The 25687-nt window shown below is 74.0% G+C and carries 25 protein-coding genes; 13 read left to right on the top strand and 12 right to left on the bottom strand.

The annotated features are described in order from the left end of the window. Positions 1–107: 107 nt before the first annotated feature. The 3 genes from radA to LG324_RS01015 all read left to right on the top strand — a co-directional run bounded on the left by radA (position 108) and on the right by LG324_RS01015 (position 3652). Entirely contained in the window at positions 108–1511 is a 1404-nt protein-coding gene (gene radA, locus LG324_RS01025; RefSeq protein ID WP_404350985.1) for a DNA repair protein RadA, read from the top strand. Positions 1512–1653: 142 nt separating this feature from the next. Further along, positions 1654–2736: a DNA integrity scanning diadenylate cyclase DisA gene (disA, locus tag LG324_RS01020; RefSeq protein WP_030526149.1), complete on the top strand. Its 1083-nt coding sequence runs from the start codon at positions 1654–1656 to the stop codon at positions 2734–2736. A 1-nt stretch (position 2737) separates the two neighbouring features. Further along, complete coding sequence (locus tag LG324_RS01015; RefSeq protein WP_404350983.1) at positions 2738–3652, top strand: A/G-specific adenine glycosylase; 915 nt, start codon at positions 2738–2740, stop codon at positions 3650–3652. 164 nt (positions 3653–3816) lie between these two features. Here LG324_RS01015 and LG324_RS01010 read toward each other — a convergent pair whose 3' ends face one another. Beyond that, entirely contained in the window at positions 3817–4674 is an 858-nt protein-coding gene (locus tag LG324_RS01010) for an HAD family acid phosphatase (RefSeq protein WP_404350981.1), read from the bottom strand. 156 nt (positions 4675–4830) lie between these two features. On the opposite strand from LG324_RS01010, the gene LG324_RS01005 reads away from it, so the two are divergent. Then, positions 4831–5502 carry a DUF305 domain-containing protein gene (locus tag LG324_RS01005; RefSeq protein ID WP_404350979.1) on the top strand — a complete coding sequence of 224 codons (672 nt, stop codon included), beginning with the start codon at positions 4831–4833 and terminating at the stop codon, positions 5500–5502. A 93-nt stretch (positions 5503–5595) separates the two neighbouring features. Here the strand turns inward: LG324_RS01005 and LG324_RS01000 are convergent, their stop codons facing one another. Continuing rightward, the gene (locus LG324_RS01000; protein ID WP_404350977.1) at positions 5596–7017 is read right to left on the bottom strand and encodes an LVIVD repeat-containing protein; all 1422 of its coding nucleotides are present in this window, start codon (positions 7015–7017) and stop codon (positions 5596–5598) included. A 183-nt stretch (positions 7018–7200) separates the two neighbouring features. On the opposite strand from LG324_RS01000, the gene LG324_RS00995 reads away from it, so the two are divergent. Both LG324_RS00995 and LG324_RS00990 read left to right on the top strand, forming a co-directional pair. Continuing rightward, a complete protein-coding gene (locus LG324_RS00995; RefSeq protein WP_404350975.1) occupies positions 7201–7902 on the top strand; it encodes a DUF305 domain-containing protein in 702 nt (233 codons plus the stop codon). A 31-nt stretch (positions 7903–7933) separates the two neighbouring features. Next, on the top strand, positions 7934–8761 hold the full coding sequence (locus LG324_RS00990; RefSeq protein ID WP_207022058.1) for an Fpg/Nei family DNA glycosylase: 828 nt from the start codon (positions 7934–7936) through the stop codon (positions 8759–8761). A gap of 10 nt (positions 8762–8771) precedes the next feature. Here LG324_RS00990 and LG324_RS00985 read toward each other — a convergent pair whose 3' ends face one another. Next, a complete protein-coding gene (locus tag LG324_RS00985) occupies positions 8772–9341 on the bottom strand; it encodes a hypothetical protein (RefSeq protein ID WP_404350973.1) in 570 nt (189 codons plus the stop codon). A 70-nt stretch (positions 9342–9411) separates the two neighbouring features. Here LG324_RS00985 and LG324_RS00980 point away from each other — a divergent pair, with 70 nt between their 5' ends. From LG324_RS00980 to LG324_RS00970, 3 genes are all read left to right on the top strand, one after another. Continuing rightward, positions 9412–10029, top strand: a complete 618-nt coding sequence (locus LG324_RS00980) for a CGNR zinc finger domain-containing protein (protein ID WP_051749951.1) — start codon at positions 9412–9414, stop codon at positions 10027–10029. 849 nt (positions 10030–10878) lie between these two features. Then, the gene (locus LG324_RS00975) at positions 10879–13398 is read left to right on the top strand and encodes an ATP-dependent Clp protease ATP-binding subunit (protein WP_030526158.1); all 2520 of its coding nucleotides are present in this window, start codon (positions 10879–10881) and stop codon (positions 13396–13398) included. A 297-nt stretch (positions 13399–13695) separates the two neighbouring features. Next, on the top strand, positions 13696–14256 hold the full coding sequence (locus LG324_RS00970; RefSeq protein ID WP_404350971.1) for an amino-acid N-acetyltransferase: 561 nt from the start codon (positions 13696–13698) through the stop codon (positions 14254–14256). A 33-nt stretch (positions 14257–14289) separates the two neighbouring features. Here the strand turns inward: LG324_RS00970 and LG324_RS00965 are convergent, their stop codons facing one another. From LG324_RS00965 to LG324_RS00955, 3 genes are all read right to left on the bottom strand, one after another. Continuing rightward, positions 14290–16317, bottom strand: coding sequence for a hypothetical protein (locus tag LG324_RS00965; RefSeq protein WP_404350969.1), 2028 nt, complete (start codon positions 16315–16317; stop codon positions 14290–14292). Between the two features lie 92 nt (positions 16318–16409). Next, positions 16410–17375: a Ku protein gene (locus LG324_RS00960; RefSeq protein ID WP_404350967.1), complete on the bottom strand. Its 966-nt coding sequence runs from the start codon at positions 17373–17375 to the stop codon at positions 16410–16412. A 108-nt stretch (positions 17376–17483) separates the two neighbouring features. Further along, complete coding sequence (locus LG324_RS00955; protein ID WP_404350965.1) at positions 17484–18038, bottom strand: hypothetical protein; 555 nt, start codon at positions 18036–18038, stop codon at positions 17484–17486. A 59-nt stretch (positions 18039–18097) separates the two neighbouring features. Between LG324_RS00955 and ligD (LG324_RS00950) the strand changes: the two genes are divergently transcribed. The 3 genes from ligD (LG324_RS00950) to LG324_RS00940 all read left to right on the top strand — a co-directional run bounded on the left by ligD (LG324_RS00950) (position 18098) and on the right by LG324_RS00940 (position 20343). Next, on the top strand, positions 18098–19054 hold the full coding sequence (gene ligD / locus LG324_RS00950; protein WP_030526162.1) for a non-homologous end-joining DNA ligase: 957 nt from the start codon (positions 18098–18100) through the stop codon (positions 19052–19054). Further along, complete coding sequence (ligD, locus tag LG324_RS00945; protein WP_404350963.1) at positions 19047–19931, top strand: non-homologous end-joining DNA ligase; 885 nt, start codon at positions 19047–19049, stop codon at positions 19929–19931. The genes ligD (LG324_RS00950) and ligD (LG324_RS00945) overlap by 8 nt, the downstream gene beginning before the upstream one ends. A 157-nt stretch (positions 19932–20088) precedes the next feature. Beyond that, entirely contained in the window at positions 20089–20343 is a 255-nt protein-coding gene (locus LG324_RS00940; RefSeq protein ID WP_404350961.1) for a hypothetical protein, read from the top strand. A 162-nt stretch (positions 20344–20505) separates the two neighbouring features. On the opposite strand, the gene LG324_RS00935 is transcribed toward LG324_RS00940, so the two are convergent. From LG324_RS00935 to lysS, 5 genes are all read right to left on the bottom strand, one after another. Beyond that, a complete protein-coding gene (locus tag LG324_RS00935; protein ID WP_404350959.1) occupies positions 20506–20946 on the bottom strand; it encodes a hypothetical protein in 441 nt (146 codons plus the stop codon). A 229-nt stretch (positions 20947–21175) separates the two neighbouring features. Then, complete coding sequence (locus tag LG324_RS00930; RefSeq protein WP_404350957.1) at positions 21176–21763, bottom strand: (2Fe-2S)-binding protein; 588 nt, start codon at positions 21761–21763, stop codon at positions 21176–21178. A 56-nt stretch (positions 21764–21819) separates the two neighbouring features. Beyond that, complete coding sequence (locus tag LG324_RS00925) at positions 21820–22158, bottom strand: Lsr2 family protein (protein ID WP_404350955.1); 339 nt, start codon at positions 22156–22158, stop codon at positions 21820–21822. A 124-nt stretch (positions 22159–22282) separates the two neighbouring features. Further along, positions 22283–22492 (bottom strand): hypothetical protein, encoded by a 210-nt coding sequence (locus LG324_RS00920; RefSeq protein WP_404350953.1) that lies wholly within the window; start codon positions 22490–22492, stop codon positions 22283–22285. Positions 22493–22497: 5 nt separating this feature from the next. Continuing rightward, positions 22498–23949 carry a lysine--tRNA ligase gene (gene lysS / locus LG324_RS00915; RefSeq protein ID WP_084696547.1) on the bottom strand — a complete coding sequence of 484 codons (1452 nt, stop codon included), beginning with the start codon at positions 23947–23949 and terminating at the stop codon, positions 22498–22500. A 158-nt stretch (positions 23950–24107) separates the two neighbouring features. On the opposite strand from lysS, the gene LG324_RS00910 reads away from it, so the two are divergent. Beyond that, complete coding sequence (locus LG324_RS00910) at positions 24108–24875, top strand: AAA family ATPase (RefSeq protein ID WP_242525681.1); 768 nt, start codon at positions 24108–24110, stop codon at positions 24873–24875. A 15-nt stretch (positions 24876–24890) separates the two neighbouring features. Here LG324_RS00910 and LG324_RS00905 read toward each other — a convergent pair whose 3' ends face one another. Beyond that, positions 24891–25631, bottom strand: coding sequence for a GntR family transcriptional regulator (locus LG324_RS00905; protein ID WP_207022074.1), 741 nt, complete (start codon positions 25629–25631; stop codon positions 24891–24893). Between the last annotated feature and the right edge of the window lie 56 nt (positions 25632–25687).

Below are 25687 nucleotides of genomic sequence, written 5' to 3'. Positions count from 1 at the left end.
CGCGGACCCGCGCAGGTCGCCGGGAGAAGAGCCCGGACCCGGGGGTGCTGGTGTGCCGACGGGCGGGGTGCGGGGCGGTGTCGGGGGCGGGCCGTAGGTTGGGCGCCATGGCCGGGACGACGACACGACGCGCGAAGGGCGCCGGCGCCTTCCGATGCTCCGAGTGCGGCTGGCAGACCGCCAAGTGGGTCGGCCGCTGCGGGGAGTGCCAGGCGTGGGGGAGCGTCGCCGAGGTCGGCGCCGTCACCGTCCGCACGACCGCCGCGAGCACCGTCGCGCGCCCTGCGACCCCCATCGGCGAGGTCGACGTCAGCCACGCGGTCGCCCGCCCGACCGGGGTGCCCGAGTTCGACCGGGTCCTCGGTGGCGGTCTCGTGCCCGGCGCCGTCGTCCTCGTCGCGGGTGAGCCCGGCATCGGCAAGTCCACGCTGCTGCTCGACGTCGCCGGGCGCGCCGCCCGCTCCGCCGAGCACGGTGACCGCACGGTCCTCTACGTCAGTGGCGAGGAGTCGGCCGCGCAGGTGCGCGCCCGCGCCGAGCGCATCGAGGCGATGGCCCGCACGCTCTACCTCGCGAGCGAGACCGACCTCGCCACGGTCCTCGGGCAGGTCGAGCAGGTGCAGCCCGAGCTCCTCGTCGTCGACTCGGTGCAGACCATCTCCAGCGGGGAGGTCGAGGGGTCGGCCGGCAACGTCGCGCAGGTGCGCGAGGTCGCGGCCTCCCTCATCCAGGCGGCGAAGGCGCGGGGCATCGCCGTGCTGCTCGTCGGGCACGTGACCAAGGACGGCTCGATCGCCGGCCCCCGCGTCCTCGAGCACCTCGTCGACGTCGTCGTGCAGTTCGAGGGCGACCGGCACTCGCGGCTGCGGCTGGTCCGGGCGGTCAAGAACCGGTACGGCCCGACGGACGAGGTCGGCTGCTTCGACCTCTCCGACGTCGGCATCGTCGGCCTCGCCGACCCGAGCGGCCTCTTCCTCTCCGGGCGCACCGCCGCCGTGCCGGGCACCTGCGTCACCGTCACCCTCGAGGGGCGCCGCCCCCTCGTCACCGAGGTGCAGGCCCTCGTCACCCAGTCCTCGCTCGCCACGCCGCGCCGCGCGACGAGCGGGCTCGACGCCGCCCGCGTCAACATGGTGCTCGCCGTCCTCGACAAGCGGGCCCAGGCCCCGATCGGCGGCAGCGACGCCTACCTCTCGACGGTCGGCGGGGTGCGGCTCACCGAGCCCGCCGCCGACCTCGCGATCACCCTCGCGCTCGCCGGCGCCATCACCGACCGGCCGCTCCCGCCCGGCACCGTCGCGTTCGGCGAGGTCGGGCTCGCGGGCGAGGTGCGGCCGGTCACCGGCGCGCACCGCCGCCTCGCCGAGGCCGCGCGGCTCGGCTTCACCCGGGCCGTCGTCCCGAGCGGGGTCCTCGGGGCCGGGCCGGTGCCCGAAGGGCTGTCGGTGCTCGAGGTCGGGACGGTCGCCGAGGCCGTCGGGCGGGCGCTGCACGACGTGCCCGTCCGCTGAGCCCGGCGCCCCGGCGGGACGGTCCGCTGCGAGCTCCCGCAGATCGAGACCGCGCCGTGACCACCCGGCCGATAGGATCCAGCGGGATCCCGCCCACGGGCCCCCGAGACGCACGCCCACGGACGCAGCAGGAGGAGCACGGATGGCCGGGTCACCGACCGACGACGAGCTGCTGCGCGTCACCCTCGGCGCCGTCGCGCCCGGCACCGAGCTCCGGGACGGCCTCGAGCGCATCCTGCGCGGCCGCACCGGCGCGCTCATCGTCCTCGGCCACGACCGCGTCGTCGAGCAGATCGCGACCGGTGGCTTCCCCCTCGACATCGAGTTCTCCGCGACCCGCCTGCGCGAGCTCGCGAAGATGGACGGCGCCGTCGTCGTCGACCGCGACGTCACCCGCATCCTCCACGCGGCGACCCAGCTGCTGCCCGACGCCGGCATCGAGACGAGCGAGTCGGGCACACGGCACCGCACCGCCGAGCGCGTCGCCAAGCAGACCGGCTTCCCCGTCGTCTCGGTCAGCCAGTCGATGCGGATCATCCAGCTCTACATCGCCGGCCGGCGCATCGTCCTCGAGGACTCCAGCGCCATCCTGTCCCGCGCCAACCAGGCGCTGCAGACCCTCGAGCGCTACAAGTCGCGCCTCGACGAGGTCACCGGCACGCTGTCGGCCCTCGAGATCGAGGACCTCGTGACGGTCCGTGACGTCGCCAACGTCCTCCAGCGCCTCGAGATGGTCCGGCGGATCAAGGACGAGATCGCCGAGTACGTCGTCCAGCTCGGCACCGACGGCCGCCTGCTCAGCCTGCAGCTCGAGGAGCTGACCGGGGGCCTGTCCGACGACCTCGGGCTCGTCATCCGCGACTACCTCCACGAGGCCAAGGCCGGGTTCACGCTCGAGGAGGCCGTCGCGAACCTCACGGCGATCGACTCCACCGAGCTGCTCGACCCCTCCGGCGGTGCCAAGGCGATGGGCTTCACCGTCGTCGGCGACGCGCTCGACTCCTCGGTCAGCCCGCTCGGGCACCGGCTCCTCTCGAAGGTGCCGCGCCTGCCGGGCGCGATCGTCGACCGCCTCGTCGTCCACTTCGGCTCCCTCCAGAAGCTGCTCGCGGCGAACATCGACGACCTCATGGACGTCGACGGCGTCGGCGAGGGCCGGGCGCGCCTGGTCCGCGAGGGCCTCTCGCGCCTCGCCGAGACGAGCATCCTCGAGCGCTACGTCTGACGTGGCCCCGGCGCCGGACCGCGAGGTCCTCCACCGCCGCGTGCTCGCCTGGTTCGACGAGCACGCCCGCCCGCTCGCCTGGCGCGACCCGTCGACGACGCCGTGGGGCGTGCACGTCTCGGAGGTGATGGCGCAGCAGACACCCGTCGCGCGCGTCGAGCCGGTGTGGCGGACGTGGATGGAGCGCTGGCCCACCCCGGCGGCGCTGGCCGCGGCGAGCCCCGGCGACGTCGTCCGGGCCTGGGGGCGCCTCGGCTACCCGCGGCGTGCGCTGCGGCTGCGCGACGCGGCGGTGGCCGTCGTCGAGCGGCACGGCGGGGAGCTGCCCGCCGACGAGGAGGCGCTGCGGGCGCTGCCGGGGGTCGGGGCGTACACCGCGGCGGCCGTCGCGGCCTTCGGCTTCGGCCGGCGCGCGGTCGTCGTCGACACCAACGTGCGGCGGGTCCTCGCCCGCGCGGTCGAGGGACGGGCGATGGCTTCGCCCTCGCTCACGGCGGCCGAGACCCGGCTGGCCGCCTCGCTCGTGCCCGACGACGCCGCGACCTCGGCCCGCTGGAACGTCGCCGTCATGGAGCTCGGCGCGCTCGTCTGCCGCGCCCGCGGGCCGGAGTGTGGCCGGTGCCCGCTCGAGGACGTCTGCGCCTGGGTCGCCGCCGGCAGCCCGCCCGACGACGGGCCGCCCCGGCGCGGGCAGGCGTGGGAGGGCACCGACCGGCAGGTGCGCGGCGCCCTCGTCCAGGTGCTGCGCGAGAGCGCGGACCCCGTCGGCCGCGAGGTCCTCGAGGCGACGGTGCTCGAGCGCCTCGCCCGGACCGACCCCGGCGCGCTCGGGCAGGTCGACCGCTGCCTCGCCTCGCTCGTCGAGGACGGCCTCGTCGAGCCGGACGGCGCCGGCCGCTACCGGCTGCCCGCCTGAGCGGGGCCGCGGCACGTCGGCGCACGCGAGGAGCAGGGGCCTTCCGCGAGGGTCGAGTGAGCGGGGCGGACAAGAACTGACACATTCGTCGATTCCTGCACACGGCCAGTGCGCACCCGGGGATGCGGCGACCGGGGGCCCTCACACCCCCGGCCGCCGGAGCATCAGGGCAGGTAGTAGTTCGGGTTCGGCACCTTGAAGGTGCGGTCCGCGTACCCGCCCTTGAGGTCGCTGTACTGGTCGCCGAGGTTGGCGACGATGTCGTACCCGAGCGACTCGATGTGCGCACGGGTCGCCGACTTGTAGTGGATCGTCGTGCACTTGCCACCGGGGTCGGCGGTGCAGGCCTTCTGCAGGTAGCCGGGGTAGGCCGACACGTCGGGCTTGGTGAAGAGGCCGTCCTCGCCGTTGCGCAGGGTCGTCGGCGCGGGGTAGCCGGCGTCGACGCCGACACCGTCGGACGTGAGGTTGCCGAGCGTGGCGGCCTCCTGCGACGAGGGGCGTCCGGTGAGGAAGAAGACGGCGTACCCCTCGCGCTTCGCCGTCTTCACGAGGTCGACCATGCCCGGGGTCGCCGGGAAGCGCTGGCCGGTGACGTACTCGCCGTTCGTCGTCGGGTTGTAGGCCCAGTTGCTCGCGACCTCGTAGTTCCAGGTCGTGAGCGTCGTGTCGTCGACGTCGAGGACGATCGCCTTCTGCCCGCGGTGGTGGTGGCGGTCCTCGCCGCGCTCGCGGCCCCGCGCGGAGAGCCAGCGGCCGGCGTCGCGGGCCACCGACGTGGCCTCGCGCACGTAGTTCGAGTCCGGCCCGAAGGTCCCCGTGCCCAGCGGGTCACCGTAGTAGTTGCGGATCTGCTGGCGCAGGACGTCGATGTTCGTCACCTGGTCGGCGGAGCGCGGGGTGAAGGTCTTGATGGCGGGCTCGGGCGTCGTGGCGGCGTACGCGACGCCACCCCCGACGAGGGCGGAGCAGACGACGGCGGTGGCGGCGAGGCCGCGGCGGGAGAGCGATCGGTTCGGCATGGGAGGTCCTCTCGGTGGTGACCGGACGCCGGGACGCTAGACCCGTCCCCGGTCCGACGGGGGCCGCGTGACGGCGCATCGGCGAGCGGTGCTCAGGCCCCTCTCAGACCACCCCTCCCGGGGGCGGCGCCCGGGGAGGATGCGTAGGGTGTCCGGGTGCTTCCCGCCCCCACGGCCCGTCCCGGTCGGCTGCTGACGGGTCTCGTCGCGGCCGTGGCGCTGCTCGGGGGCTGCTCCTCCGGTGGCGCAGAGCGCACGTCGGGGGCCCTGTCGGCCCCGGCGCCCGCGGCCGTGCCCAGAGGCGTGGCGGACGGGACGACCGACGGCGCCGGCGCCGGGCGGCCGACGACGGCGAGCCCGCAGGACTCCGCCCTCGCTCGCTCGCTCGTCGCGCAGCAGGCCCAAGCGGTCGTCCTCGTCGACACCGTCCGCGCGTTCGAACGCCCCGCCGTGGCCGAGTTCGCCGACGAGGTCCGCGCCGAGCGGCTGCGCGAGCTCGACGACACCGCGCGGTGGCTGCGGGCGCGCGGCGAGGAGGTCCCGCCCGAGGTCGAGGACCCGCGCCGCGTCGTCCACGAGGGAGCCGGGGCCGCTGCCGCGCTCGTCTCCGGCACGCAGCTGGAGCACCTCGCGGCCGCCCGCGGGTCGGATGCCGACCGCCTGCTCCTCGGGCTGCTCATGACCCACCACGAGAAGGCCCTCGCGCTGCTGGAGGGCCGACCGGCCTCCGCCGACGCCGAGCTCGAGGCCCTCCTCGCCGGCATCCGCCAGACGCGGCAGGAGCAGCTGCGGCGCATCGACGACCTGTTCGTCACGCTCACCGACTGACCGCCGGGCCTCGGTGCCGCCGGGCCGGGCCGACCACGACGACGACGGCCCGCCCCCGGGATGGGGACGGGCCGTCGGTGCGTGCGGTGGGCGTCAGTGGTGGTGGTGCCCGCCGCCCTTGCCGGAGTACACCGGCTGGGACTGCGGGTTGAGCTCCTTCAGGCGGACCTTCGCGGCCTGCTTGAGGTTCTTGTCCTTGAGCTCGAGCACGTCGAAGCCCTTTTGGATGTCGGAGCTGTAGACGTACCCGTTGTAGTAGTACGCCGACCACGTGCCGCCGGTGTTCGCCGGCTCCAGCGGGCCGCGCTCGAACCATCCGAGCTCACGCGGGTTCTTCGCGTCGGTGAAGTCCCACAGCGAGACCCCGCCCTGGTACCAGGACTGCACCATGACGTCGCGCCCGTTGACCGGCACGATGGAGCCGTTGTGCGCGACGCAGTTCTCGGTGTCGTACTGGTTGCGCGGGATCTTGTAGTACGAGGCGAACGTCAGCCGGTTCTTCTTCGAGAGCGTGTAGATCGCGTTCGCGCCGCGGGTCGGGCCGACCTCGTCGTTGCAGGTCGCCGCGCCGCCGCCGCCGAGCTCGTCGGTGAAGACGACCTTGGTGCCGGCCTGGTTGAACGTCGCCGAGTGCCAGAACGCGAAGTTCTCGGTGTCGGTGACCCGCTCGATGACCTTCGGCTTCTCGGGGTTCTTGATGTCCATAATGATGCCGTCGCCCATGCACGCCCCGGCCGCGATCTTCTTCGCGGGGTAGGCCGTGATGTCGTGGCAGCCCGTCGTCGCCGAGTACGAGTTGCCCGCGGGGTTGGTGCCACCCGGGTTGCCGCCGTCGGGGAAGAGGTTCGGCGCGGCGATGACGGCCGCCGAGGCCGGCTTCTTCTTCGGGACCTTGACGATGGAGATCGCGTCGTGCGGCGGCTGGCAGTCCGGGTACTCCGCGCGGGGCGAGTAGCTCGAGACGTAGACGTAGTCGGCGTCCTTGCCCGGCACGAGGGTGTTGGTGTGCGAGCCGCACGCGGTCTCGACGGCCGCGACGTACTTCGGGGCGCGCGGGTTGCTGACGTCGAAGACCTTGATGCCCTCCCACGAGGACTTGACGGTCGCCGACTGCGCGACCGAGCTGCACGAGGAGTCGCTGCGCGAGCTGTCGGTCGAGAGGTAGAGCAGGTCGCCCGAGACCGACACGTCGTTCTGCGACCCGGGGCAGTTGACCTGCGCGAGCGTCCGCGGCTTCCTCGGGTTCGAGATGTCGTAGATGATGAAGCCCTGGTAGTTCCCGACGTAGGCCCGGTCGCCCTGGAAGGCCATGTCGGTGCCGAACTGGCCGGTGAACGGCCCGGTGTGCGGGACGTTGGCGAGGTGCTCGATGTTCTTCGAGTACCCGATCTGCTCGGGCTGCAGGTCCAGGCCTCCCAGCCCGACCCCGTCGCCCGCGGCGGCCGTGCCGACGCCCCCGGTGAGGGCCAGCACCCCTCCCGCGGCGATGACGCCGAGGCGTCGTCGTGCTCCCATGTGGTGTCTCCCTCGTCGTGGGGTGCCCGACACGTTCCCTCCGTGCGCACCCCTGGCGGTATGGAACGGCCCACGATGGCGGGCTACCGGGAGGTCGGGGGCAAAGTCCGGGTCAAAAAATGACAGGTCGGGGGTTCTCTCCGCCAACTGGTGACGTCCGCGGTCCGCGCCTACAGTGGCGCGATGCCGAGCCCCCACGCCCCGAGCGCGCGTCGTGCGGTGCTGCGCGCCGCGGCCGCCCCGGTCCTCCTCGCGGCGGTGCTGCTCGCCGGCTGCAGCGGCGGCGACGCGACGCCGGCGGTCACCGCGTCCCCCGGCGACGTCCCGGTCCTGCAGCCCGGGAAGCCCGGCGAGCCGAACGCCACGCTCACCGGCCCGGCCGCGACGCCGGTCGTCACGACGAGCGCGACCCCGGCGGACACCCGGTTTATGCAGGACATGGTCGTCCACCACGCGCAGGCCATCGTCCTCGTCGACACCGCGTCGGCGGCCCTCTCCGACCGCCCGGTCGCGAGCATCGCCTCGCGCATCCGCGACGAGCAGGAGCCCGAGATCGACGCGATGGCGGCGTGGCTGCGCCAGCGCGGGCAGGACGTCCCCCCGCAGGCCGAGAACCCGCGCATCCAGGACCACTCCGCGCACCGCGGCATGCCGGGGATGGCGTCCGAGGCCGACCTCGCCGCGCTCGGGGCCGCCCGCGGCGCCGAGGCCGACCGCCTGTTCCTGCGGCTGATGGTCCGCCACCACGAGGGCGCGCTCGAGATGGTCGGGCAGCACGCGCGCTCGGCGGGCGACCCCCGCGTCGAGGAGCTGGCGGCCGACATCAACGTCACGCAGGCCAAGCAGGTCGAGCAGATGACGGGGATGCTCGCCCGCCTGGGCTGAGCCGGTCGACGGGCCGGGGCAGGATGGGCCCATGCCCGAGGGACACACGCTGTTCGCGCTCGCCCGCGACCTCCACGCGGCCTTCGCGGGCACCCGCCCCGAGGTCACGAGCCCGCAGGGGCGCTTCGAGGAGGGCGCCGCGCAGGTGACGGGGCGCGAGCTGCTCGCGGCGACCTCGCGCGGCAAGCACCTCTTCCTCGAGTTCGAGGGCGAGCGCTGGGTGCACGTGCACCTCGGCCTCATCGGCACCTTCCGGGTCGACGGGCGCGACTGGACGGCCGAGGTCGCGCCGGTCGGCGCGGTGCGGATGCGCCTCGCCACACCCGAGCATGTGGCGGACCTGCGCGGCCCGAACCTCTGCGCGGTCGTCACGCCGGACGAGGTCGCGGCGGTGCTCGACCGGCTCGGCCCCGACCCGCTGCGCCCCGACGCCGACCCTGACCGCGCGTGGCGGCGCATCCAGCGCTCGAGCCGGAGCGTCGGCGAGCTGCTCATGGACCAGGCGGTGCTCGCCGGGGTCGGCAACGTGTACCGCTCGGAGGTGCTCTGGCGCCACCGCCTCTCGCCGTTCACCGAGGGGCGGGCGATGAAGCCGGCGTCGTGGCGGCTGGTGTGGGACGACCTCGTGCGCCTCATGCCGCTCGGGGTCGCGACCGGGCGGATCGTCACGGTGGAGGAGCAGGTGCTCGAGGTCGAGGCGGCGCTCGGGCGCGGTGAGCGGCCGCACCTGACCGAGCGCACCTCGCAGGTCTACAAACGGGCCGGCGAGGAGTGCCCGCGGTGCGGCTCGCGCATCCGCACCCAGGTCGTCGCCGGGCGCAACCTCTTCTGGTGCGGCCGCTGCCAGCGACGCCGCTGACCGGGCGGGGTCAGTCGATGGCCTCGCAGACGTCCTCCGCCGTGCCGTGCCGGCCGAGGGTGAAGGTGCGGGTGCCGTCGGCCTCGAAGACGACGCGGGTTCCGCGGCCGCCGAGGACGTAGAGGCCGGTGTCCGGGCGGCTGCCGGGCGGCATCGTCGTGCCGAACGCGCCGTGGAGCGAGGTCAGCGACTCCGGGGAGCCGTCGGGGCGGTAGGCGAAGACGGCGGTCGCGCTGAGGTCGCGCACGACCGAGGCGCCGGTCGAGAGGTTCGTGTAGCGCTCGACCAGCGCGCCCCGGAACAGCTGCGTGCGGGGCGTCCCGTCGGGCCAGGTCGAGCTCGTCCGGTACTCCTCCTCGTCGCGCAGCGGCGTGATGCGGGTGTCGAAGCCGCAGGTCGAGCGTGCGGCCGGGACGACGACCTCCTCGGTGCGGTACGGGGTCCACGGCGACCCGTGGTGGTGGCCCGGGCGGGGGTGCGCGCTCGCGGCCGGCGCGGCGACGCCGGCTCCGAGGAGGGTCGCGACGCCGAGGGCGGCCAGGGTGCGGCGGGGGGTGGTGCGGGTGGCGGTGGTCGTCACGACGGTCTCCTAACCGGTAATGCGCTGTGAACGGTTAGGTTCGACCGTAGCCCACGGATACGCTCTGCGGGTGGCTGAGCAGCACTGGGTGGAGGTCGACGGCCTCGTGCTGCCCCGACCGGTGGCGGGCCACCCGGCGCTCGAGCTCGTCAACACCTTCTCCGGGTGGGACGGCACGCATGCGAGCGACTACCTCGAGACCTACGACCACCTCGCGGTGCTCGCGGGGGAGCTCGACCTGCTGCCGGTGGGAGACGTCCAGCGGCTGCGGCGCGCCGCCCACCGCCAGCCCGAGGCCGCAGCGGCGGCGCTCGAGCGGGCCTGCACCGTCCGGGCCGTCATCCGCGACGCCGCGCTCGACCCGAGCGACGGCGAGGCGGTCGGGGCGCTCACGGTCGCGACCCGGTCGGCGGCCACCGGGGTGCAGCTCGTCCCCGGTCACCCGGCGCGCTGGCGGGTGCAGGGCATCTCGCCGGACGACCTCGACCGCCCCTCCGACGCGTTCGCCTGGGTGGCCGCCGACCTCGTGACCCGGCCGGAGGTGGCGCGGGTGCGGGCGTGCCCCGGGCTGGGGTGCGGGTGGGTCTTCCTCGACACCTCCGGCCGGCGCCGGTGGTGCTCGATGGCCTGGTGCGGCAACCGGGCCAAGGTCCGCGCGCACGCCGAGCGCACCCGCTCCCGCCGCTGACCCCGCCCAGCCCCCTCACGAGTCACACGCGTATCGGGTGACCCGATAACCCTGCGCTTCACCCAGGAACGGTTCCGGGGTACAGCGCGGTCGTATCGGGTCACCCGATACGCGTGGGGACCGTGGGGTCGGCAGGAGGCCGGGGTGACCGACGACGCCGGCGTGCCCGGCTGCCGCTCGCCGCCCCGATGTCGCCTCGGCTCGTCACCCCGATGTCGTCACGCCGCCGTGACCTCGCCCGGCCGCACCGATGCCCCCTTGCCGCTCTGACCTCGCCCGGACGGTGCATCCTGGCGCCCCGGCAGGGCGGGGCCACCCCGGCGGGGCGGGGTCGCCCCCACCTCGTCATGCCGCCCTGACCTCGCCCGGCCGCACCGTTGTCCCCTCTCCGCCTTCACCTCGCCCGGCCGGTGCGCCCTGGCACCCCGGCACGGCGAGGCCACCCCGGCGGGGCGGGGTCGCCCCCACCTCGTCATGCCGCCCTGACCTCGCCCGGCCGCACCGTTGTCCCCTCTCCGCCTTCACCTCGCCGGGCCGGTGCGTCCTGGCACCCCGGCAGGGCGGGACCATCCCGGCCGGGTCGAGACCCCGGTTCGTCCGCGAGACCCCGGCTCCGAAGCCCTGCCCGGTGGACATTTCGGGGTGACCCCGAAATGTGGAGACGCGTGGGGCGGGTGGTGCGGGGCACCGAGGCCGGCCGGCGCTACGCCGTGGGCGAACGCGGAACAGGCCTGCGTGCTCACGACGTTGACCACCTCGTAGACGCGCACCCCCCTCCGTGAGGAACGGGGGCGCCACCGACAGGCAGCGCGACTAGCATCGAGGGGACTCGACGTCAGGAGAAGCACCATGTTCGAACGGTTCACCGACCGCGCCCGGCGCGTCGTCGTGCTCGCCCAGGAGGAGGCGCGCGGTCTCAACCACAACTACATCGGGACCGAGCACATCCTCCTCGGCCTCATCCACGAGGGTGAGGGTGTCGCGAGCAAGGCCCTGGAGAGCCTCGGCATCAGCCTCGAGGCGGTGCGCGAGCAGGTGCAGGAGATCATCGGCCAGGGCCAGCAGGCCCCGACCGGTCACATCCCGTTCACGCCGCGCGCGAAGAAGGTCCTCGAGCTGAGCCTGCGCGAGGCGCTCCAGCTCGGCCACAACTACATCGGCACCGAGCACATCCTCCTCGGCCTCATCCGTGAGGGCGAGGGCGTCGCGGCCCAGGTGCTCGTCAAGCTCGGCGCCGACCTCTCGCGCGTGCGCCAGCAGGTCATCCAGCTCATCTCGGGCTACCAGGGTGGCAAGGAGGGCGCGGCCCAGGGCGCCGGCGGCACCCAGGGCGGTCCCGCCGAGGGCACCCCCGCGGGCTCCCTCGTCCTCGACCAGTTCGGCCGCAACCTCACGCAGGCCGCGCGCGAGGGCAAGCTCGACCCGGTCATCGGGCGCGAGAAGGAGATCGAGCGGGTCATGCAGGTGCTCTCCCGCCGCACCAAGAACAACCCGGTGCTCATCGGTGAGCCCGGCGTCGGCAAGACCGCGGTCGTCGAGGGCCTCGCGCAGGACATCGTCAAGGGTGAGGTGCCCGAGACGCTCAAGGACAAGCAGCTCTACACGCTCGACCTCGGCGCGCTCGTCGCCGGCAGCCGCTACCGCGGTGACTTCGAGGAGCGGCTGAAGAAGGTCCTCAAGGAGATCCGCACCCGCGGCGACATCGTCCTGTTCATCGACGAGATCCACACCCTCGTCGGGGCCGGGGCGGCCGAGGGCGCCATCGACGCGGCCTCCATCCTCAAGCCGATGCTGGCCCGCGGCGAGCTGCAGGTCATCGGGGCGACGACGCTCGACGAGTACCGCAAGCACATCGAAAAAGACGCCGCCCTCGAGCGCCGCTTCCAGCCGATCCAGGTCGCCGAGCCGACCCTCGCGCACGCCATCGAGATCCTCAAGGGCCTGCGCGACCGGTACGAGGCGCACCACCGGGTGTCCATCACCGACGGCGCGCTCGTCGCAGCGGCGAACATGGCCGACCGCTACGTCAACGACCGCTTCCTCCCGGACAAGGCGATCGACCTCATCGATGAGGCGGGCGCGCGCTTGCGCATCCGCCGGATGACCGCGCCGCCGGACCTGCGCGAGTTCGACGAGAAGATCGCCGCCGTCGTGCGCGAGAAGGAGTCGGCCATCGACGGCCAAGACTTCGAGAAGGCCGCGCGCCTGCGCGACGACGAGAAGAACCTGCGCAACGAGAAGGCGCGGCGCGAGGCCGAGTGGAAGTCCGGCGACATGGACGTCATCGCCGAGGTCGACGAGGAGCTCATCGCCGAGGTCCTCGCCGCGTCGACGGGCATCCCGGTCTTCAAGCTGACCGAGGAGGAGTCCAGCCGCCTGCTCCACATGGAGGACGAGCTGCACAAGCGCGTCGTCGGCATGGACGAGGCCATCAAGTCGCTCTCGCAGGCCATCCGCCGCACGCGGGCCGGCCTCAAGGACCCGCGTCGCCCCGGCGGCTCGTTCATCTTCGCCGGCCCGACCGGCGTCGGGAAGACCGAGCTGGCCAAGACGCTCGCGGAGTTCCTGTTCGGCGACGAGGACAGCCTCATCCAGCTCGACATGTCGGAGTACAGCGAGAAGCACACCGTCTCGCGCCTCTTCGGCTCGCCCCCCGGCTACGTCGGGTACGAGGAGGGCGGTCAGCTCACCGAGAAGGTGCGCCGCAAGCCGTTCTCCGTCGTCCTCTTCGACGAGGTCGAGAAGGCCCACCCGGAGATCTTCAACAGCCTCCTGCAGGTGCTCGAGGACGGCCGCCTCACCGACTCCCAGGGTCGGATGGTCGACTTCAAGAACACGGTCATCATCATGACGACCAACCTCGGCACCCGGGACATCTCCAAGGGCACGCTCGGCTTCTCCGCCGGGCCCGACACCCGCTCGGACTACGAGCGGATGAAGGCCAAGGTCCAGGACGAGCTCAAGCAGCACTTCCGTCCTGAGTTCCTCAACCGCGTCGACGACACGATCGTCTTCCCGCAGCTCTCGCAGGCCGAGATCGTCCAGATCGTCGACCTCGAGATCGCCAAGCTGGACAAGCGGCTCAAGGACAAGGACATGGGCATCGAGCTCACCCCGGCGGCGAAGAACCTCCTCGCCACCAAGGGCTACGACCCGGTGCTCGGTGCGCGTCCGCTGCGTCGCACGATCCAGCGCGAGATCGAGGACATCCTCTCGGAGAAGATCCTCTTCAACGAGCTGAAGTCCGGCGAGATCGTCGCGGTCGACGCGACCGGCGAGACCAAGGACGACACGTTCACCTTCCAGGGCACGGCGCACAGCCGGGGCATCGAGCTCCCGGTCGTCGCGGCCGAGGCCGCCGAGGGCTGACCGAGCCGCTCCCCGAGGGCGCCCGACCACACGGTCGGGCGCCCTCGGTGTGTCCGGGGGACATCGCGCGACCGGTCATGTCGCCGCTGGACCCACGGATTCCGTCGAAAACGGGGTTCGCGCCGCGAAATCCTTACCCGGTCTTTACCCCACTGGATGGACGGATTGTGCAGACTTGAGCGCAGCAAGGACCTCCGGGGCCCTTGCAGCGGCCCGCCACCACCCCTGCGGTGGCGGGCCGTGCCCCTGTCCGGACACCGCCGCCACCCGCCGGCGAGCCGCGGCTACGCTGCCGGGATGGCCTCCTCCGACGCTGCGCCCGACGCCGTCGCCACGTCCCGCACCGGCGTGCGCGTCCGGCCCGCCCGCACCGCCGACGTCCGCGCCATCCGCTCGCTCGTCGCCCCGCTCGCCGAGGCTCGGGTGCTGCTGCAGAAAGAGGCCGTCGCCTACTACGAGTCGGTGGCGGACTTCGTCGTCGCCGAGACCGACGGCGCCGACGCGACGTCGCCGCGGGTCGTCGGCTGCGGGGCCCTGCACGTCCTGTGGGAGGACCTCGGGGAGGTCCGCACCCTCGCCGTCGACCGCTCGGTCCTCGGGCTCGGGGTCGGCAGCGCCCTGATGACGCGGCTCGTCGAGCGGGCCCACGAGCTCGGCCTGTCGCGGCTGTTCTGCCTGACCTTCGAGACCGCCTTCTTCGCGCGGCACGGCTTCGAGGCCATCGAGGGCCAAGCCGTCGAGCCGGCCGTCTACGCCGAGCTCCTGCGCTCCTACGACGAGGGCGTCGCCGAGTTCCTCGACCTCGAGCGGGTCAAGCCGAACACGCTCGGCAACACCCGGATGCTCCGCGTCCTCTGACCCCGCCGCTGGCGGCGCGGGCCGCCGGGCGGCTCAGCGACCGGAGGAAGGGTCCAGCGCGGGGTCGACGCTGCGCTCGGGGAGCGCGTGGGCGTGCCGCCCCTGGGGTCGCCGGCGGACCGCGACGACGACCACGGTCGTCGTGCCCACGACGAGCACGACCCCGAGCAGGAGGAGGCCCAGCCCGAGCGGGAGGGCCCACCCGGCCCGCTCGGTGCTCTCGCGGGCGAGGGTGGTGGCCCGGCCGACCTCGCCGTCGGCGAGGGAGGTGCGCGCCGCGTCGGCTCGCTCCCGCACGCCGAGCAGCGTCGTCCCGACGTCCGAGAGGGGGTCGCGCTCGCGGGCGGCGGTGTCGCGGGCGGACCCGACCGCGCGCAGGGCCGTGGCCGTCGCGGGCAGCGTGGACGCGAGCTCGCGGTAGTCGGGGTCCAGGGCCGCCTGCTCGTAGGCCTCGCGCACGCTCGGCGGGACGGCGAGCCCGGTGCGGGCCGAGGCCTGCTGCACGGCGGCCACGTCGGGGCCGAGCGGGGCGACCGCCTCGCGCACCTGGCGGGCCCGGTCGAAGTCCCAGACGGTCATCGCGTCGCGCAGCCCCTCGGGCGGCAGCCACGGGCCGTCGGCGCGGTCCAGCGCTCGGTAGGCCGTGCGCTCGCGCTCGCGGGGCGCGAGGAGCGCGCGCTGCTCCTTCGTGAGCACCCAGGTCGAGAGCAGCTCGGGCGCGCCCTCGACCCCGGCCCGGTCCTCGACGAGGTCGAGCCAGTCCTGCCACGACGTGCGCCCGCCGCTCGGGGTCACGAGGCCCGGGGGGTCGTACGCCCGCTCGCCGCGCACGGCGGCGCCGACCACGGCGGCGAACTCGGCGTCCGTCGTGTCCGCGAGCAGCGTGTGCATCACGCGGTAGGAGGCGGGGTAGGCGTAGGCGTCGACGTCGGCGGAGCGGCTGCCGGCGTCCCCGCTCCACTCGTTGAGGGGGACGGCGTCGCGGTCGTCGGAGCCGACGGAGCGGTGCTCGCGCGGCGTGCCCCCGGTCTCGTCGACGGCGCGCTCGGCGACGGCCTGGGCGAGCCCCTCGAAGAGCCAGCGCTGCTCGAGGGTGTCGGCGGAGACCCACGCATGGGTCAGCTCGTGGAAGATCAGGTCGTCGTCGAGCTGCTCCCCGACGACGATCTCGTCACCGGTCGGGTCGAACCAGCCGTCGTAGCCGCGCAGCGACGGAGAGGCATCCTCCCGGATGCGCTGGAGCCCGCCGGGCCACGGGGTGTCGACGAGGCGCTCGAGGACGGGCAGGCCCTCCTCGACCCGGCCGGCGACGAAGCGCGACCACTGCTCGTCGTCGGGGAAGGCCGACAGCGTGAGCGAGAGGTCGCCGACGTCGACCGCGCGCTCCGTGACCTGGGCGGGGTCGCGCAGCGACACGGTCGCCCAGAGACCGCCCTCGAAGGTGTTCTCCGTCGCGGTGTACGTCGCCGTACCACCGGAGCGCGCCGTGTCGAAGCCGTCGACGGTGCTCGCGAACGACATCCCCGACGGGGCGATCACCTCGACGCGGTTGCGGCCCTCGTCGCCCGGGCCGTAGGCGACGAACGTGGCGTAGCCGGGGCCGACCCGCGTGCTGTTGGCCGAGCGCGGCGGCGCCCCGGGGACGTCGAACTCCAGGACGATCCGGCGCTGCTGGTCGTAGCGCAGGGCCGGGAAGCCGATGCGCACCGTCTGGGTGCTCGGGTCGTCGGTGCCCGAGGTCCGGACGGACAGCCGGCTGCCCCCGGTCGACGCGCGGACGTCGGTGGCGCCGGCCGGGATCGGGACGGTGTAGGCGTCGAAGAAGTAGGCGTAGACGCCGCCGTCGGCCTTCGTGTCCTTGCTCGTGTTGCGCAGGTCGAGGGTCATCGTGGCGCGGACGAGGTCGGCCGCCGGGTCGAGCCGGTAGCGGCTGACGGCCGACACCGCGAGCCCCTCCTCGGCCGCCGCGGCGGGGCCGACCGGGGCCGCGACGACGAGCGAGAGCGCGACGAGGGCGGACACGACGGAGCCGGCCACGGCGCGGCGCAGCGTGCTCGTCATCGGTCCCTCCGTCGTCGCCCGGGGCGGCACGGCGCTGCGGCGCCGCACCCGATCGTAGGCGCGCGGCGGCGTGGCGGACCGTCCGGTGCGGGTCAGCTGGCCTTCTTCTCGGCCTTCTTCGCCGTCTTCGTCGTGGACTTCTTCGTGGCGGTGGACTTCTTCGACGCCGCCTTCTTCGTCGTCGAGGACTTCTTCGGCGCGGCCTTCTTCGTGCTCCCGGACGAGCCGGACGAGCTCTTCGCCGCCGTCGAGCCCTGGCCCCCGCCGGACGACGGCGCCTCGCCGCGGGAGGCCTTGGCCCGCTCGACCGAGCGCGACAGCGCGGCGAGCAGGTCGACGACCTCGCCGGACTCCTCCTCCTCGGGCGCGGAGACCCGCACCTCGCCGCCCTCGACCTTGGCCCGGACGAGCTCCTTGACCGCGAGCGCGTAGTCGTCCTCGTACTCGGCCGGGTCGTAGTCGCCGGCGAGCTGGTCGATGAGCATCTTCGCCATGTCCATCTCCTGGCGGGTGGCGTGCTGCTCGTCGACGGCGGCGAAGTCGGCAGCGCGCACCTCGTCGGGCCAGAGCATCGTCTGCATGACGATGACGCCGTCGCGGACGCGCAGGATCGCCATCGTCATGCGGGTCCGGATCGAGACGGTGACGACGGCGACGCGCTGCTCGCTCTCGAGGGCATCGCGCAGGAGGACGTACGGCTTGGTGGCGGACTTGTCGGGCTCGAGGTAGTAGCTCTTGTCGAGCCACATCGGGTCGATCTGGTCGGCGGGGACGAACTTCGTCACGCCGATCTCCTTGCTCGAGCGCGAGGGGAGGTCGGCGAAGTCGTCGTCCGTGAGCACGACCATGTCGCCGTCCTCGGTCTCGTAGCCCTTGGCGATGTCGTCGTAGCTCACCTCCTCCCCGTCGATCGAGCAGAAGCGCCGGTAGCGGATGCGCCCGCCGTCCTCGCGGTGCACCTGCCGGAACTGCACGTCGTGGTTCTCGGTCGCCGAGTAGAGCCGCACCGGCACGTTGACCAGCCCGAAGGAGACCGCGCCCTTCCAGATCGCGCGCATCGTCGGTCCCGTCCTCTCGTCGCTCGCCCCGGGTGCCCCCGGCACGTCCACCCAGCCTAGGACGGTCGGCGCCCGCGGGGGAGGGCCCGCGGCGGGTCGGGTCGACGGTCAGGCGCGGGCGGCCACGGCGTCGACGAGCGCCCCGAGCGGGTCCGGCAGGGCATCCGGGTCGAGCCGCTCGGCGAGGCGGGCGGCCAGCCGGGCCTTGCGTCCCGACCCCGAGCCCGCGAACCGGTGCAGCTGCTCCAGCACCGGGCGCCCGCGCCAGTACGGCATCCGGGCCATCGACTCGAACGCGCCGAGCTCGGCCATCGAGGCCAGCGCGTCGCGGACGGCATCGGCGCCCAGGGCGCGCATGAGGACGTCCTCGAGGTCGCGGTCGCAGACGAAGACGCCGTGCCAGGCGAGCTCCTCGACGTCGCGCGCGACGACGCCGTGCCGACGCAGCGCGCCCACCGCGAAGCGCATCTCGGGGGCGTCGACGAGGGCGAGGACGCCCGGACCGGGGCCGCCGAGCCCGTCGAGGTGGCGGGCGAGGTTGGTGACCCCGCCCATCGGGACGACGGTGGCCGGCACGCCGCGGCCGGCGAGCAGCGTGCGCACGACGACGGCGTCGCTCTCGCCCTCGACGAGCACGACGGGTCCGGCGCCCGCGGCCTCCATGGCGCGACGCTAACCCGTGCCCGGGGCGCTCCGGGGCCCGCGGGCGGCAGGATGGGCCCATGCGTCCCATGCTCGCGACCGCCGCGGAGGCCCCGCCGCGCGGTGACGCGTGGGTGCACGAGGTGAAGTGGGACGGGATGCGGGTGCTCGTCGACGTCCGCAGCGGGTCGGTGACGGTGACCTCGCGGACCGAGCGCGACGTGACGGCGGCCTTCCCCGAGCTCGACGCGCTCGCCGGCACCTACGACGACCTCCTGCTCGACGGCGAGGTCGTCGCCCTCGACGAGGGGCTGCCGAGCTTCCACGCGCTGACCGAGCGGATGCACGTCACGAAGCGGGCGCAGGCCGAGCGCCTGGCGCGCTCGCGGCCGGTGACGCTCATGGTCTTCGACCTGCTGCGGCTCTTCGGGCAGGACCTCACCGGCCAGCCCTGGTCGGCGCGGCGGCGGCTGCTCGAGGAGCTCGAGCTCGACGGGCGTGCGTGGCGCGTGCCCGAGGTGCACGACGACGGCGCGGTGCTGCTGCGGGTCACCGGCGAGCAGGGGCTCGAGGGGGTCGTCAGCAAGCGGCGGGACGCGCGTTACCTGCCCGGTCGGCGCTCGCCGGACTGGCGCAAGGTCGCGCACCGGCGCACCTACTCGGTCGTCGTCGGGGGCTGGCGGCCCGAGGTGGGGTCGGGGGCGTCGTCGGCGGACCGGCTGGGGGCGGTGCTCGTCGGGCTGCCCGACGGCGAGGGTGGCTGGCGGTACGCGGGGCGGGTCGGGTCCGGGCTCGCGGGGTCGGCCGGCGAGGCGCTGCTGCGCCGGGTCCGCCGGCACGAGTGCGACGCGTCGCCGTTCGCCGACGAGGTGCCCCGCATCGACGCCTCGGGGACGACGTGGGTCGAGCCGGCGGTCGTCGTCGAGGTCCGCACGCTCCAGCTCACCCCCGACCACCGGCTGCGCCAGCCCACGTTCCTCGGGGTGCGCGCCGACCTCACGCCCGACGAGCTGCAGGAGGTCGAGGAGGGTGGCTGAGCGGTACGTCCCGCAGGTGACGCGCGTCGAGGTCGACGGGCGGCGGCTGAAGCTGACCAGCCTCGACAAGGTGATGTACCCCGCCACCGAGACGACCAAGGGCGAGGTCCTCGACTACTACGCGCGCGTCGCCGGCGTGCTGCTGCCGCACCTCGCGCGCCGACCGGTGACGCGCGTGCGCTGGCCGCACGGAGTCGAGGACCAGATGTTCTTCGAGAAGAACATGCCGTCCGGGGCGCCGTCGTGGCTGCCCGGCGTGCAGGTCGACGACGTCCGCTACCCCCTCGTGCCCGGGATGGCCGAGCTCACCTATCTCGTCAACCTCAACTCCCTCGAGCTGCACGTCCCGCAGTGGACGGTCGACGACGACGGCGCGCGCGAGCACCCGGACCGGCTCGTCATCGACCTCGACCCCGGCAAGCCGGCCGGCCTGCGCGAGTGCGCCCGGGTCGCGCTGCTCGTGCGCGACCGGCTGGAGCGGCTCGGCCTCGAGCTGCACCCGGTGACCTCGGGCAGCAAGGGGATGCAGCTGTACGCGCGGCTCGGCGGCGACCTGACCTCCGACCAGGTGCGCGACCTCGCGCAGCAGCTGGCGCAGGAGATGACGAAGAAGCACCCCGAGCTCGTGCTGTGGAAGATGACCAAGTCGCTGCGCCCGGGCAAGGTGTTCCTCGACTGGAGCCAGAACGTCGCGGCGAAGACGACCATCAGCCCGTACTCGCTGCGCGGGCGCGAGCTGCCGCACGTCGCGGCGCCGCGCACCTGGGACGAGGTCGAGGCCGGCGCCGAGGACGACGGCACGCTGGCCCAGCTGATGTTCGAAGAGGTGCTCGAGCGGGTCGAGCGCGACGGCGACCTCCTCGCCGACCTCCCCTGACCCGACCCCATCGACTTCTTGCGAGTTGAGCCGCTCGACACGCCGCCGGACCGCGTGTCGAGCGGCGGAAGTCGCAATCAGTCGGGTGGGTGCCGGTCAGGGGAGGGGCACAGGGAACGGACAGCGGGGTCATCCGGGCCGGTCGGAGGCTGGAGCCATGACCTCCTCGACCCGCTCCGGACCGTTCCGCTCCACCGGCCTGCGCCTCGTCGGCGCCCTGACCTCGGCCACCGCCGTCGCCCTCGTCGGGACGGCTGCCCTCCCCGCCGCGGCGGCTGAGGCGGCCGGCGTCCACGACGACCGGCCGGTCGTCGTGCCGCGTCCGCCGGACCCGGCCGCGCCGCCGACGGAGACGAGCACGCGCGGCGTCACGTGGCGGTGGGACGGCGCCCGCTGGGTGCGTCTCCCCTGACCCGACTTCTTGCCCATCCGCCACCTCCGAGGGCCCGATCCGGTCCGGGGCGGGTGGCAGATGGGCAACACGTCGGCACTGATCCATCGACTTCTTGCGAGTTGAGCCGCTCGACACGCCGCTAGACAGCGTGTCGAGCGGCGGAACTCGCAACCAGTCGGGTCAGGCGGGGCGGTGGCGGGGGGTCGTGGGCGTGGTCGGGGCGCGGCGGCCCGAGAGTGCGGACCCGACCGCAACGCCCGTCAGGGCCGGCACGGCGACGAGCACCGCCCAGAACCAGCCGCCGAAGACGGTCTCGGTCGCCCAGAGGCCCCAGTCGAACGCGGTCGGGGCGCCGAGCTGGCCGGCCGCGGTGAAGACGGGCACGGCGAGGACGGCGACGACGCCCCAGCGCGCGAGCACGGGACCGGCGGCCCGGGCGCGCAGCCCGTCGACCGTGCCCCAGACGAGGGCGGCCACGGCGACGGCGAGCATCGCCGCGAGGCCTGCCCCGATGTTCGCGCCGACGGTGGGACCGGAGAGCCGCTCGACGAGAGTGAGGGCCGCCCAGGCGAGGACGGCGAGGGCGGCGGTGCGCGGCAGGGCGGCGAGAGCAGTGGTCATGGCGCGAGCATGGCGGCGCCCGGCGCGGGCCGGCGTGAGCACCGGTACTCAGCCGCGCGAGGACGGTCCGCTCGGCCGACCTGTCCGCCAGCCGGTATCGACCCCGACTTCTTGCGAGTTCCGCCGCTCGACGCGCCGTCGGACGGCGTGTCGAGCGGCTCAACTCGCAAGAAGTCGATGAGGGGGGTCGAGGGCGGGGTGAGGGGGTCGGGGCGGGGGAGGGGTCGGGTCAGGGGGAGGGGGTGCGGCGCAGGCGGGGGCAGCCGGCGCACTCGACGCACCCGGGCAGGGCGTAGATGAGGCAGCACGACGCGCGAGGCACGCCGCCGGGCCGGAGCATCCCGGCCGCCGACTCGGCCTCGCGGCGGGCGGCGGCCCACATGTCGTCGACGAGCGCGGCGCGCGCGTGCGGCCCGAGGCGCACCGGGCTGCGGTAGCCCTGCGCGAGCGGGGTCGCGACGGCGCGGTAGTCGGCTTCGGCGGCGTCGAGCCGGGCCTCGAGCTTGCGGGGGTCGGCGACGAGCCCGGCCAGGCGTACCGCGTCGGGGACGAGCGACGGGGCGAGCGAGAACGTCAGCCCGTCGAGGACCGCTCGCACGGGCCCGGCCGCGGCAGCGTGTGCGGCAGTGTGCGCCGGGACCTGGAGCAGCCACTGGAGGACGAACACCGCCGCGACCGAGGGTGGGGCGACGCCGTCGTACCAGCGGGCGTGCATCCGCCGCAGCCCCTCGCGCCACGGGTCGGGGTCGACGGCGAGGTCGTGCGGCAGGGCCGGCCCCCCGACGACGAACCGCAGCCACGCGTGGCGGGCGGACATGCGCGCAGCGGCGGCACCCGGGTCGGGTGCCGCCGCTGCGTCGGGCGAGCCGTGGCTCAGGAGTTCGCCTTGTCGTAGGCCTCCTGGACCTCGCCCGAGATACGGCCGCGCTCGCTGACGTCGTAGCCGTTGCTGCGCGCCCACTCGCGGATCGCCGAGACGTCGCGCTTGCTGCCGCCGCTGTTCTTGGCCGCGCCGCGGGAGGCGCTGCGCCGCCCGCCGGTGCGCTCGGCGTGGCCGATCCACACCGCCATCGCGTCGCGCAGCTTGCTCGCGTTGTCGCTGGTGAGGTCGATCTCGTAGCTGACGCCGTCGAGGGCGAAGGTGACCGTCTCGTCGGCAGGGGACTCCTTGTCGACGTCGTCGACGAGAAGGACCTGGACCTTTTTGGCCATGGTGTCGTGCCTCCGAATGCAGAAGGGAATGTCAGGGGTGGTCCGAGCATGCCGCACAAAGGTGCGCGGCGTCTCTCCCACAGGGTAAAGCGCAGGTAAAGGAAAGGAAAGTCCGAGACATTCCTCAGTCGGTCTTTTCGTCGTTTCCCGTCGTCGTTCCGTGCTCGGCGGACGCCTCGCGGGCCGCCTGCCGGTCCTGCTCGGCCTCGAACTTGCTCTGGGCCAGGCGCTCGTTGCGGTCGGCCTCCATGATGCGTTTGACGATGACGTAGAAAAACGCCGCCACGACGATCGTCGGGATGATCGCGACGAGATAAGGGACGATCGAACCCATCGGAATCAGGCCTCCGGCTTCAGGTGCGGAAAGAGGATGGTCTCGCGGATGTTCGCGCCGGTGAACAGCATGATGAGCCGGTCCACGCCCAGGCCCAGGCCGCCCATCGGCGGGGCGCCGTACTCGAGCGCGCGCAGGAAGTCCTCGTCGAGCTGCATCGCCTCGGGGTCGCCGCCGGCCGCCCGCAGCGACTGGGCGGTGAGGACCTCGCGCTGGACGACGGGGTCGACGAGCTCGGAGAACCCGGTGCCGCGCTCGACGCCGGCGATGATGAGGTCCCACGCCTCGATGAGCCCAGGGGTGTCGCGGTGCGGCCGCGCGAGCGGCTGCGCGATGGCGGGGTAGTCGCAGAGGAAGGTCGGCTGGAGCAGGCCGGGCTCGACGAGCTCGCCGAGCAGCTCGAGGAAGACCTTGTCCTTCTCGAGCGCCGGGTCGACCTCGACGCCGTGCCGCTCGGCGTGCGCGAGCAGCGTCTCCTTCGAGGTCTCCTGGGTGACCTCCTCGCCGACGGCCTCGCTGACGCCCTCGTAGACGGGCAGCCAGCGCCACTCGCCGTCGAGGTCGACCGTGCCCGCGGGCGTCTCGACCTGCCGCGACCCGAGCGCGTCGGCGACGCCGAGGTAGAGGTCGCGCATGAGGCCGGCGATGGAGCGCTGGTCGCCCCATGCCTGGTAGGCCTCGAGCATCGTGAACTCGGGGGAGTGCGTCGCGTCGACGCCCTCGTTGCGGAAGATGCGGCCCATCTCGTAGACGCGGTCGACCCCGCCGACGACGGCCTTCTTGAGGTTGAGCTCGAGGGCGATGCGCAGGACCATCTCCTGGTCGAACGCGTTGAGGTGCGTCCGGAACGGCCGGGCCGCGGCCCCACCGTGGACCAGCTGGAGCACCGGCGTCTCGACCTCGAGGTAGCCCTGGCCGTCGAGCACGGAGCGGACGGCGCGCAGCGCGGCGGCCTTGGTGCGCACCATGTCGCGGGCCTCCTGGCGCACGACGAGGTCGGCGTAGCGCTGGCGGACCCGCGACTCCTCCGAGAGCTCCTTGTGGAGGGTCGGCAGCGGGCGCAGCGCCTTGCTCGCGACGCCCCAGCGGGTCGCCATCACCGACAGCTCGCCGCGGCGGCTGGAGATGACCCTGCCCTCGACCCACACGTGGTCGCCGAGGTCGGCGTCGCGCTTGAAGGCGTCGAGCGCCTCCTGCCCCACCTCGGCGAGGCTGAGCATCACCTGGAGGCGGGTGCCCACGCCCTCCTGGAGCGTCGCGAAGGCGAGCTTGCCGGTGGTGCGGACGAAGACGACGCGGCCGGCGACGGCGACGACGTCCTGGGTCTCCTCGCCGGTCTCGAGGTGCGCCCACTGCTCGCGGACCTCGGCGAGCGAGTGCGTGCGCGGGACCGCGACGGGGTAGGCCTGGCCGCCCTCGGCGATCAGCCGGTCGCGCTTCTCGCGCCGGACCCGCATCTGCTCGGGCAGCTCGGCCTCGGGAAGGGCGGTGGTGGGGTTCTCGGTCACGGAGGACAAGCCTACTGACCCGCGAGGGCCGGTCCGCCCCCTGCCCGCCCAGCGACCGCCGCCGCGGCGAGGTCCGGATGTCGGGGCGCGTCGGTAGCGTCGCCCGCGTGGCGAGGCACGGGAGCTGGGAGGAGGGGCTGCCCGCGCGCCGGCTCGAGCACGCCGACCCCGTCGAGCTCCCGCCGCCCGACGTCTGGCCGCGCACCGTGCCCGCGGTCGAGCACGTCCTCGCGCACGGCGTCGACCTCGCCCGCTGCACGGTGCTCGTCGGCGAGAACGGCTCCGGCAAGTCGACGCTCGTCGAGGCGCTCGCGATGGCCGTCGGGATGAACGCCGAGGGCGGCTCGACCGGCGCCGCGCACCGCACCCACGCGAGCGAGTCGCCGCTGCACGAGTGGCTGCGCGTCGTCCGCGACCCCGGGGCGCCGCGCTGGGGCTACTTCGTGCGGGCCGAGACGATGCACGGCCTCTTCACCTACCTCGACACCTCGCGCGCGGACTCACCGTGGAGCCGTGACCCGCTCTTCCACGGCCTCTCGCACGGCGAGTCCTTCGTCGCGCTGCTCGGCACGCGGCGCTTCCGCGGCGAGGGCCTCTTCGTGATGGACGAGCCGGAGGCCGGGCTGTCGTTCTCGGCGCAGCTGCACCTCGTCGCCGAGCTGACCGAGATGGCCCGCCGGCCGCGCACGCAGGTCGTCCTCGCGACGCACTCGCCCGTGCTCGCGGCCATCCCCGGCGCGCACCTGCTCGAGCTCGGCGAGCACGGCATCCGGCCGAGCACGTGGGACGAGCTCGACCTCGTGGCGCACCACCGCGGCTTCCTCGACGCCCCGCGCCGGTACCTGCGGCACGTCGTCGACGACCTCGACGACTGACCGAGGCGCCGGGGGTCAGCGCTCGTCGAGGGTCATCTCGAGCGTGTAGCCGTCGGCGTCGTAGCAGTGGTTGGCGTGCTCGACCGGCTCGCCGTGCGCCCCGAAGGCCGTGCGGGCCATCGTGAGGACCGGCTTCGTGCCCTTGAGCGCGAGCCGCCGCCGTTCCTCGGGGGTCGGCATCCGGGCGCCGACCGACTGCCGGGCGACGACGGGCACGGCGCCGCGGGTGCGCAGTGCGGCGTAGAGGCCGGTGGCCTCGAGCTCCTCGGCGGTGAGGTCCGACAGGCCCGGTGGCAGCCAGTTGTGGAGGACGGCGAGCGGGCGCCCGTCGACCGTCCGCAGCCGGACGATGCCGAGCAGCGGTGTGTCGGAGGGCAGCTCGAACGCAGCGGCGGCCTCGTCGTTGCGCGTCATCTCCAGGGAGAGCACGGTCGTGCCCGGGGTGCGGCCGGTGCGCAGGAGGTCGTCGTGGAGGCTCGACAGCTCGGCCCGGCGGTGCACGCGCGTCGGCGCCACCGTCGTCCCGATGCCGCGGCGGCGCACGAGCAGGCCGCGGTCGACGAGGTCCTGCATCGCCCGGCGGACGGTGGGGCGCGAGAGGCCGAGGCGGCTCGCGAGGTCGAGCTCGTTCTCGACCGCGTCGCCGGGCGCGAGGACACCGTCGCGCACCGCCCCGCCGAGCTGCTCGGCCAGCTGGTGCCACAGCGGCACGGGGGAGGTGCGGTCGATCCGCACCGTCACCTGTCGCGCCGCCATGCAGGGGACTGTACAGCCGGCGCCGCGTCGTGTCAGTATGTCCTGACAAAGGAGGT

Origin of the sequence: Phycicoccus jejuensis, assembly GCF_044797865.1 — a bacterium.
Classification (GTDB): domain Bacteria; phylum Actinomycetota; class Actinomycetes; order Actinomycetales; family Dermatophilaceae; genus Phycicoccus; species Phycicoccus jejuensis.
The sequence above is the reverse complement of the archived record's forward strand: the minus strand, read 5'-3'. Positions and strand labels throughout refer to the sequence as shown.

Bases quoted from the DNA above. Each gene is read 5' to 3' on its own strand.
- LG324_RS00970 (WP_404350971.1), top strand. From the start codon at position 13,696: ATGGCCTCCTCCGACGCTGCGCCCGACGCCGTCGCCACGTCCCGCACC.
- LG324_RS00990 (WP_207022058.1), top strand. From the start codon at position 7,934: ATGCCCGAGGGACACACGCTGTTCGCGCTCGCCCGCGACCTCCACGCG.
- LG324_RS00955 (WP_404350965.1), bottom strand. From the start codon at position 18,038: ATGGAGGCCGCGGGCGCCGGACCCGTCGTGCTCGTCGAGGGCGAGAGC.
- LG324_RS00960 (WP_404350967.1), bottom strand. From the start codon at position 17,375: ATGCGCGCGATCTGGAAGGGCGCGGTCTCCTTCGGGCTGGTCAACGTG.
- LG324_RS00940 (WP_404350961.1), top strand. From the start codon at position 20,089: ATGACCTCCTCGACCCGCTCCGGACCGTTCCGCTCCACCGGCCTGCGC.
- LG324_RS00995 (WP_404350975.1), top strand. From the start codon at position 7,201: ATGCCGAGCCCCCACGCCCCGAGCGCGCGTCGTGCGGTGCTGCGCGCC.
- LG324_RS00965 (WP_404350969.1), bottom strand. From the start codon at position 16,317: ATGACGAGCACGCTGCGCCGCGCCGTGGCCGGCTCCGTCGTGTCCGCC.
- LG324_RS00905 (WP_207022074.1), bottom strand. From the start codon at position 25,631: ATGGCGGCGCGACAGGTGACGGTGCGGATCGACCGCACCTCCCCCGTG.
- ligD (WP_030526162.1), top strand. From the start codon at position 18,098: ATGCGTCCCATGCTCGCGACCGCCGCGGAGGCCCCGCCGCGCGGTGAC.
- radA (WP_404350985.1), top strand. From the start codon at position 108: ATGGCCGGGACGACGACACGACGCGCGAAGGGCGCCGGCGCCTTCCGA.
- lysS (WP_084696547.1), bottom strand. From the start codon at position 23,949: ATGCGGGTCCGGCGCGAGAAGCGCGACCGGCTGATCGCCGAGGGCGGC.
- LG324_RS00920 (WP_404350953.1), bottom strand. From the start codon at position 22,492: ATGGGTTCGATCGTCCCTTATCTCGTCGCGATCATCCCGACGATCGTC.
- LG324_RS00930 (WP_404350957.1), bottom strand. From the start codon at position 21,763: ATGTCCGCCCGCCACGCGTGGCTGCGGTTCGTCGTCGGGGGGCCGGCC.
- LG324_RS01010 (WP_404350981.1), bottom strand. From the start codon at position 4,674: ATGCCGAACCGATCGCTCTCCCGCCGCGGCCTCGCCGCCACCGCCGTC.
- LG324_RS00925 (WP_404350955.1), bottom strand. From the start codon at position 22,158: ATGGCCAAAAAGGTCCAGGTCCTTCTCGTCGACGACGTCGACAAGGAG.
- LG324_RS00935 (WP_404350959.1), bottom strand. From the start codon at position 20,946: ATGACCACTGCTCTCGCCGCCCTGCCGCGCACCGCCGCCCTCGCCGTC.
- LG324_RS01000 (WP_404350977.1), bottom strand. From the start codon at position 7,017: ATGGGAGCACGACGACGCCTCGGCGTCATCGCCGCGGGAGGGGTGCTG.
- LG324_RS00975 (WP_030526158.1), top strand. From the start codon at position 10,879: ATGTTCGAACGGTTCACCGACCGCGCCCGGCGCGTCGTCGTGCTCGCC.
- disA (WP_030526149.1), top strand. From the start codon at position 1,654: ATGGCCGGGTCACCGACCGACGACGAGCTGCTGCGCGTCACCCTCGGC.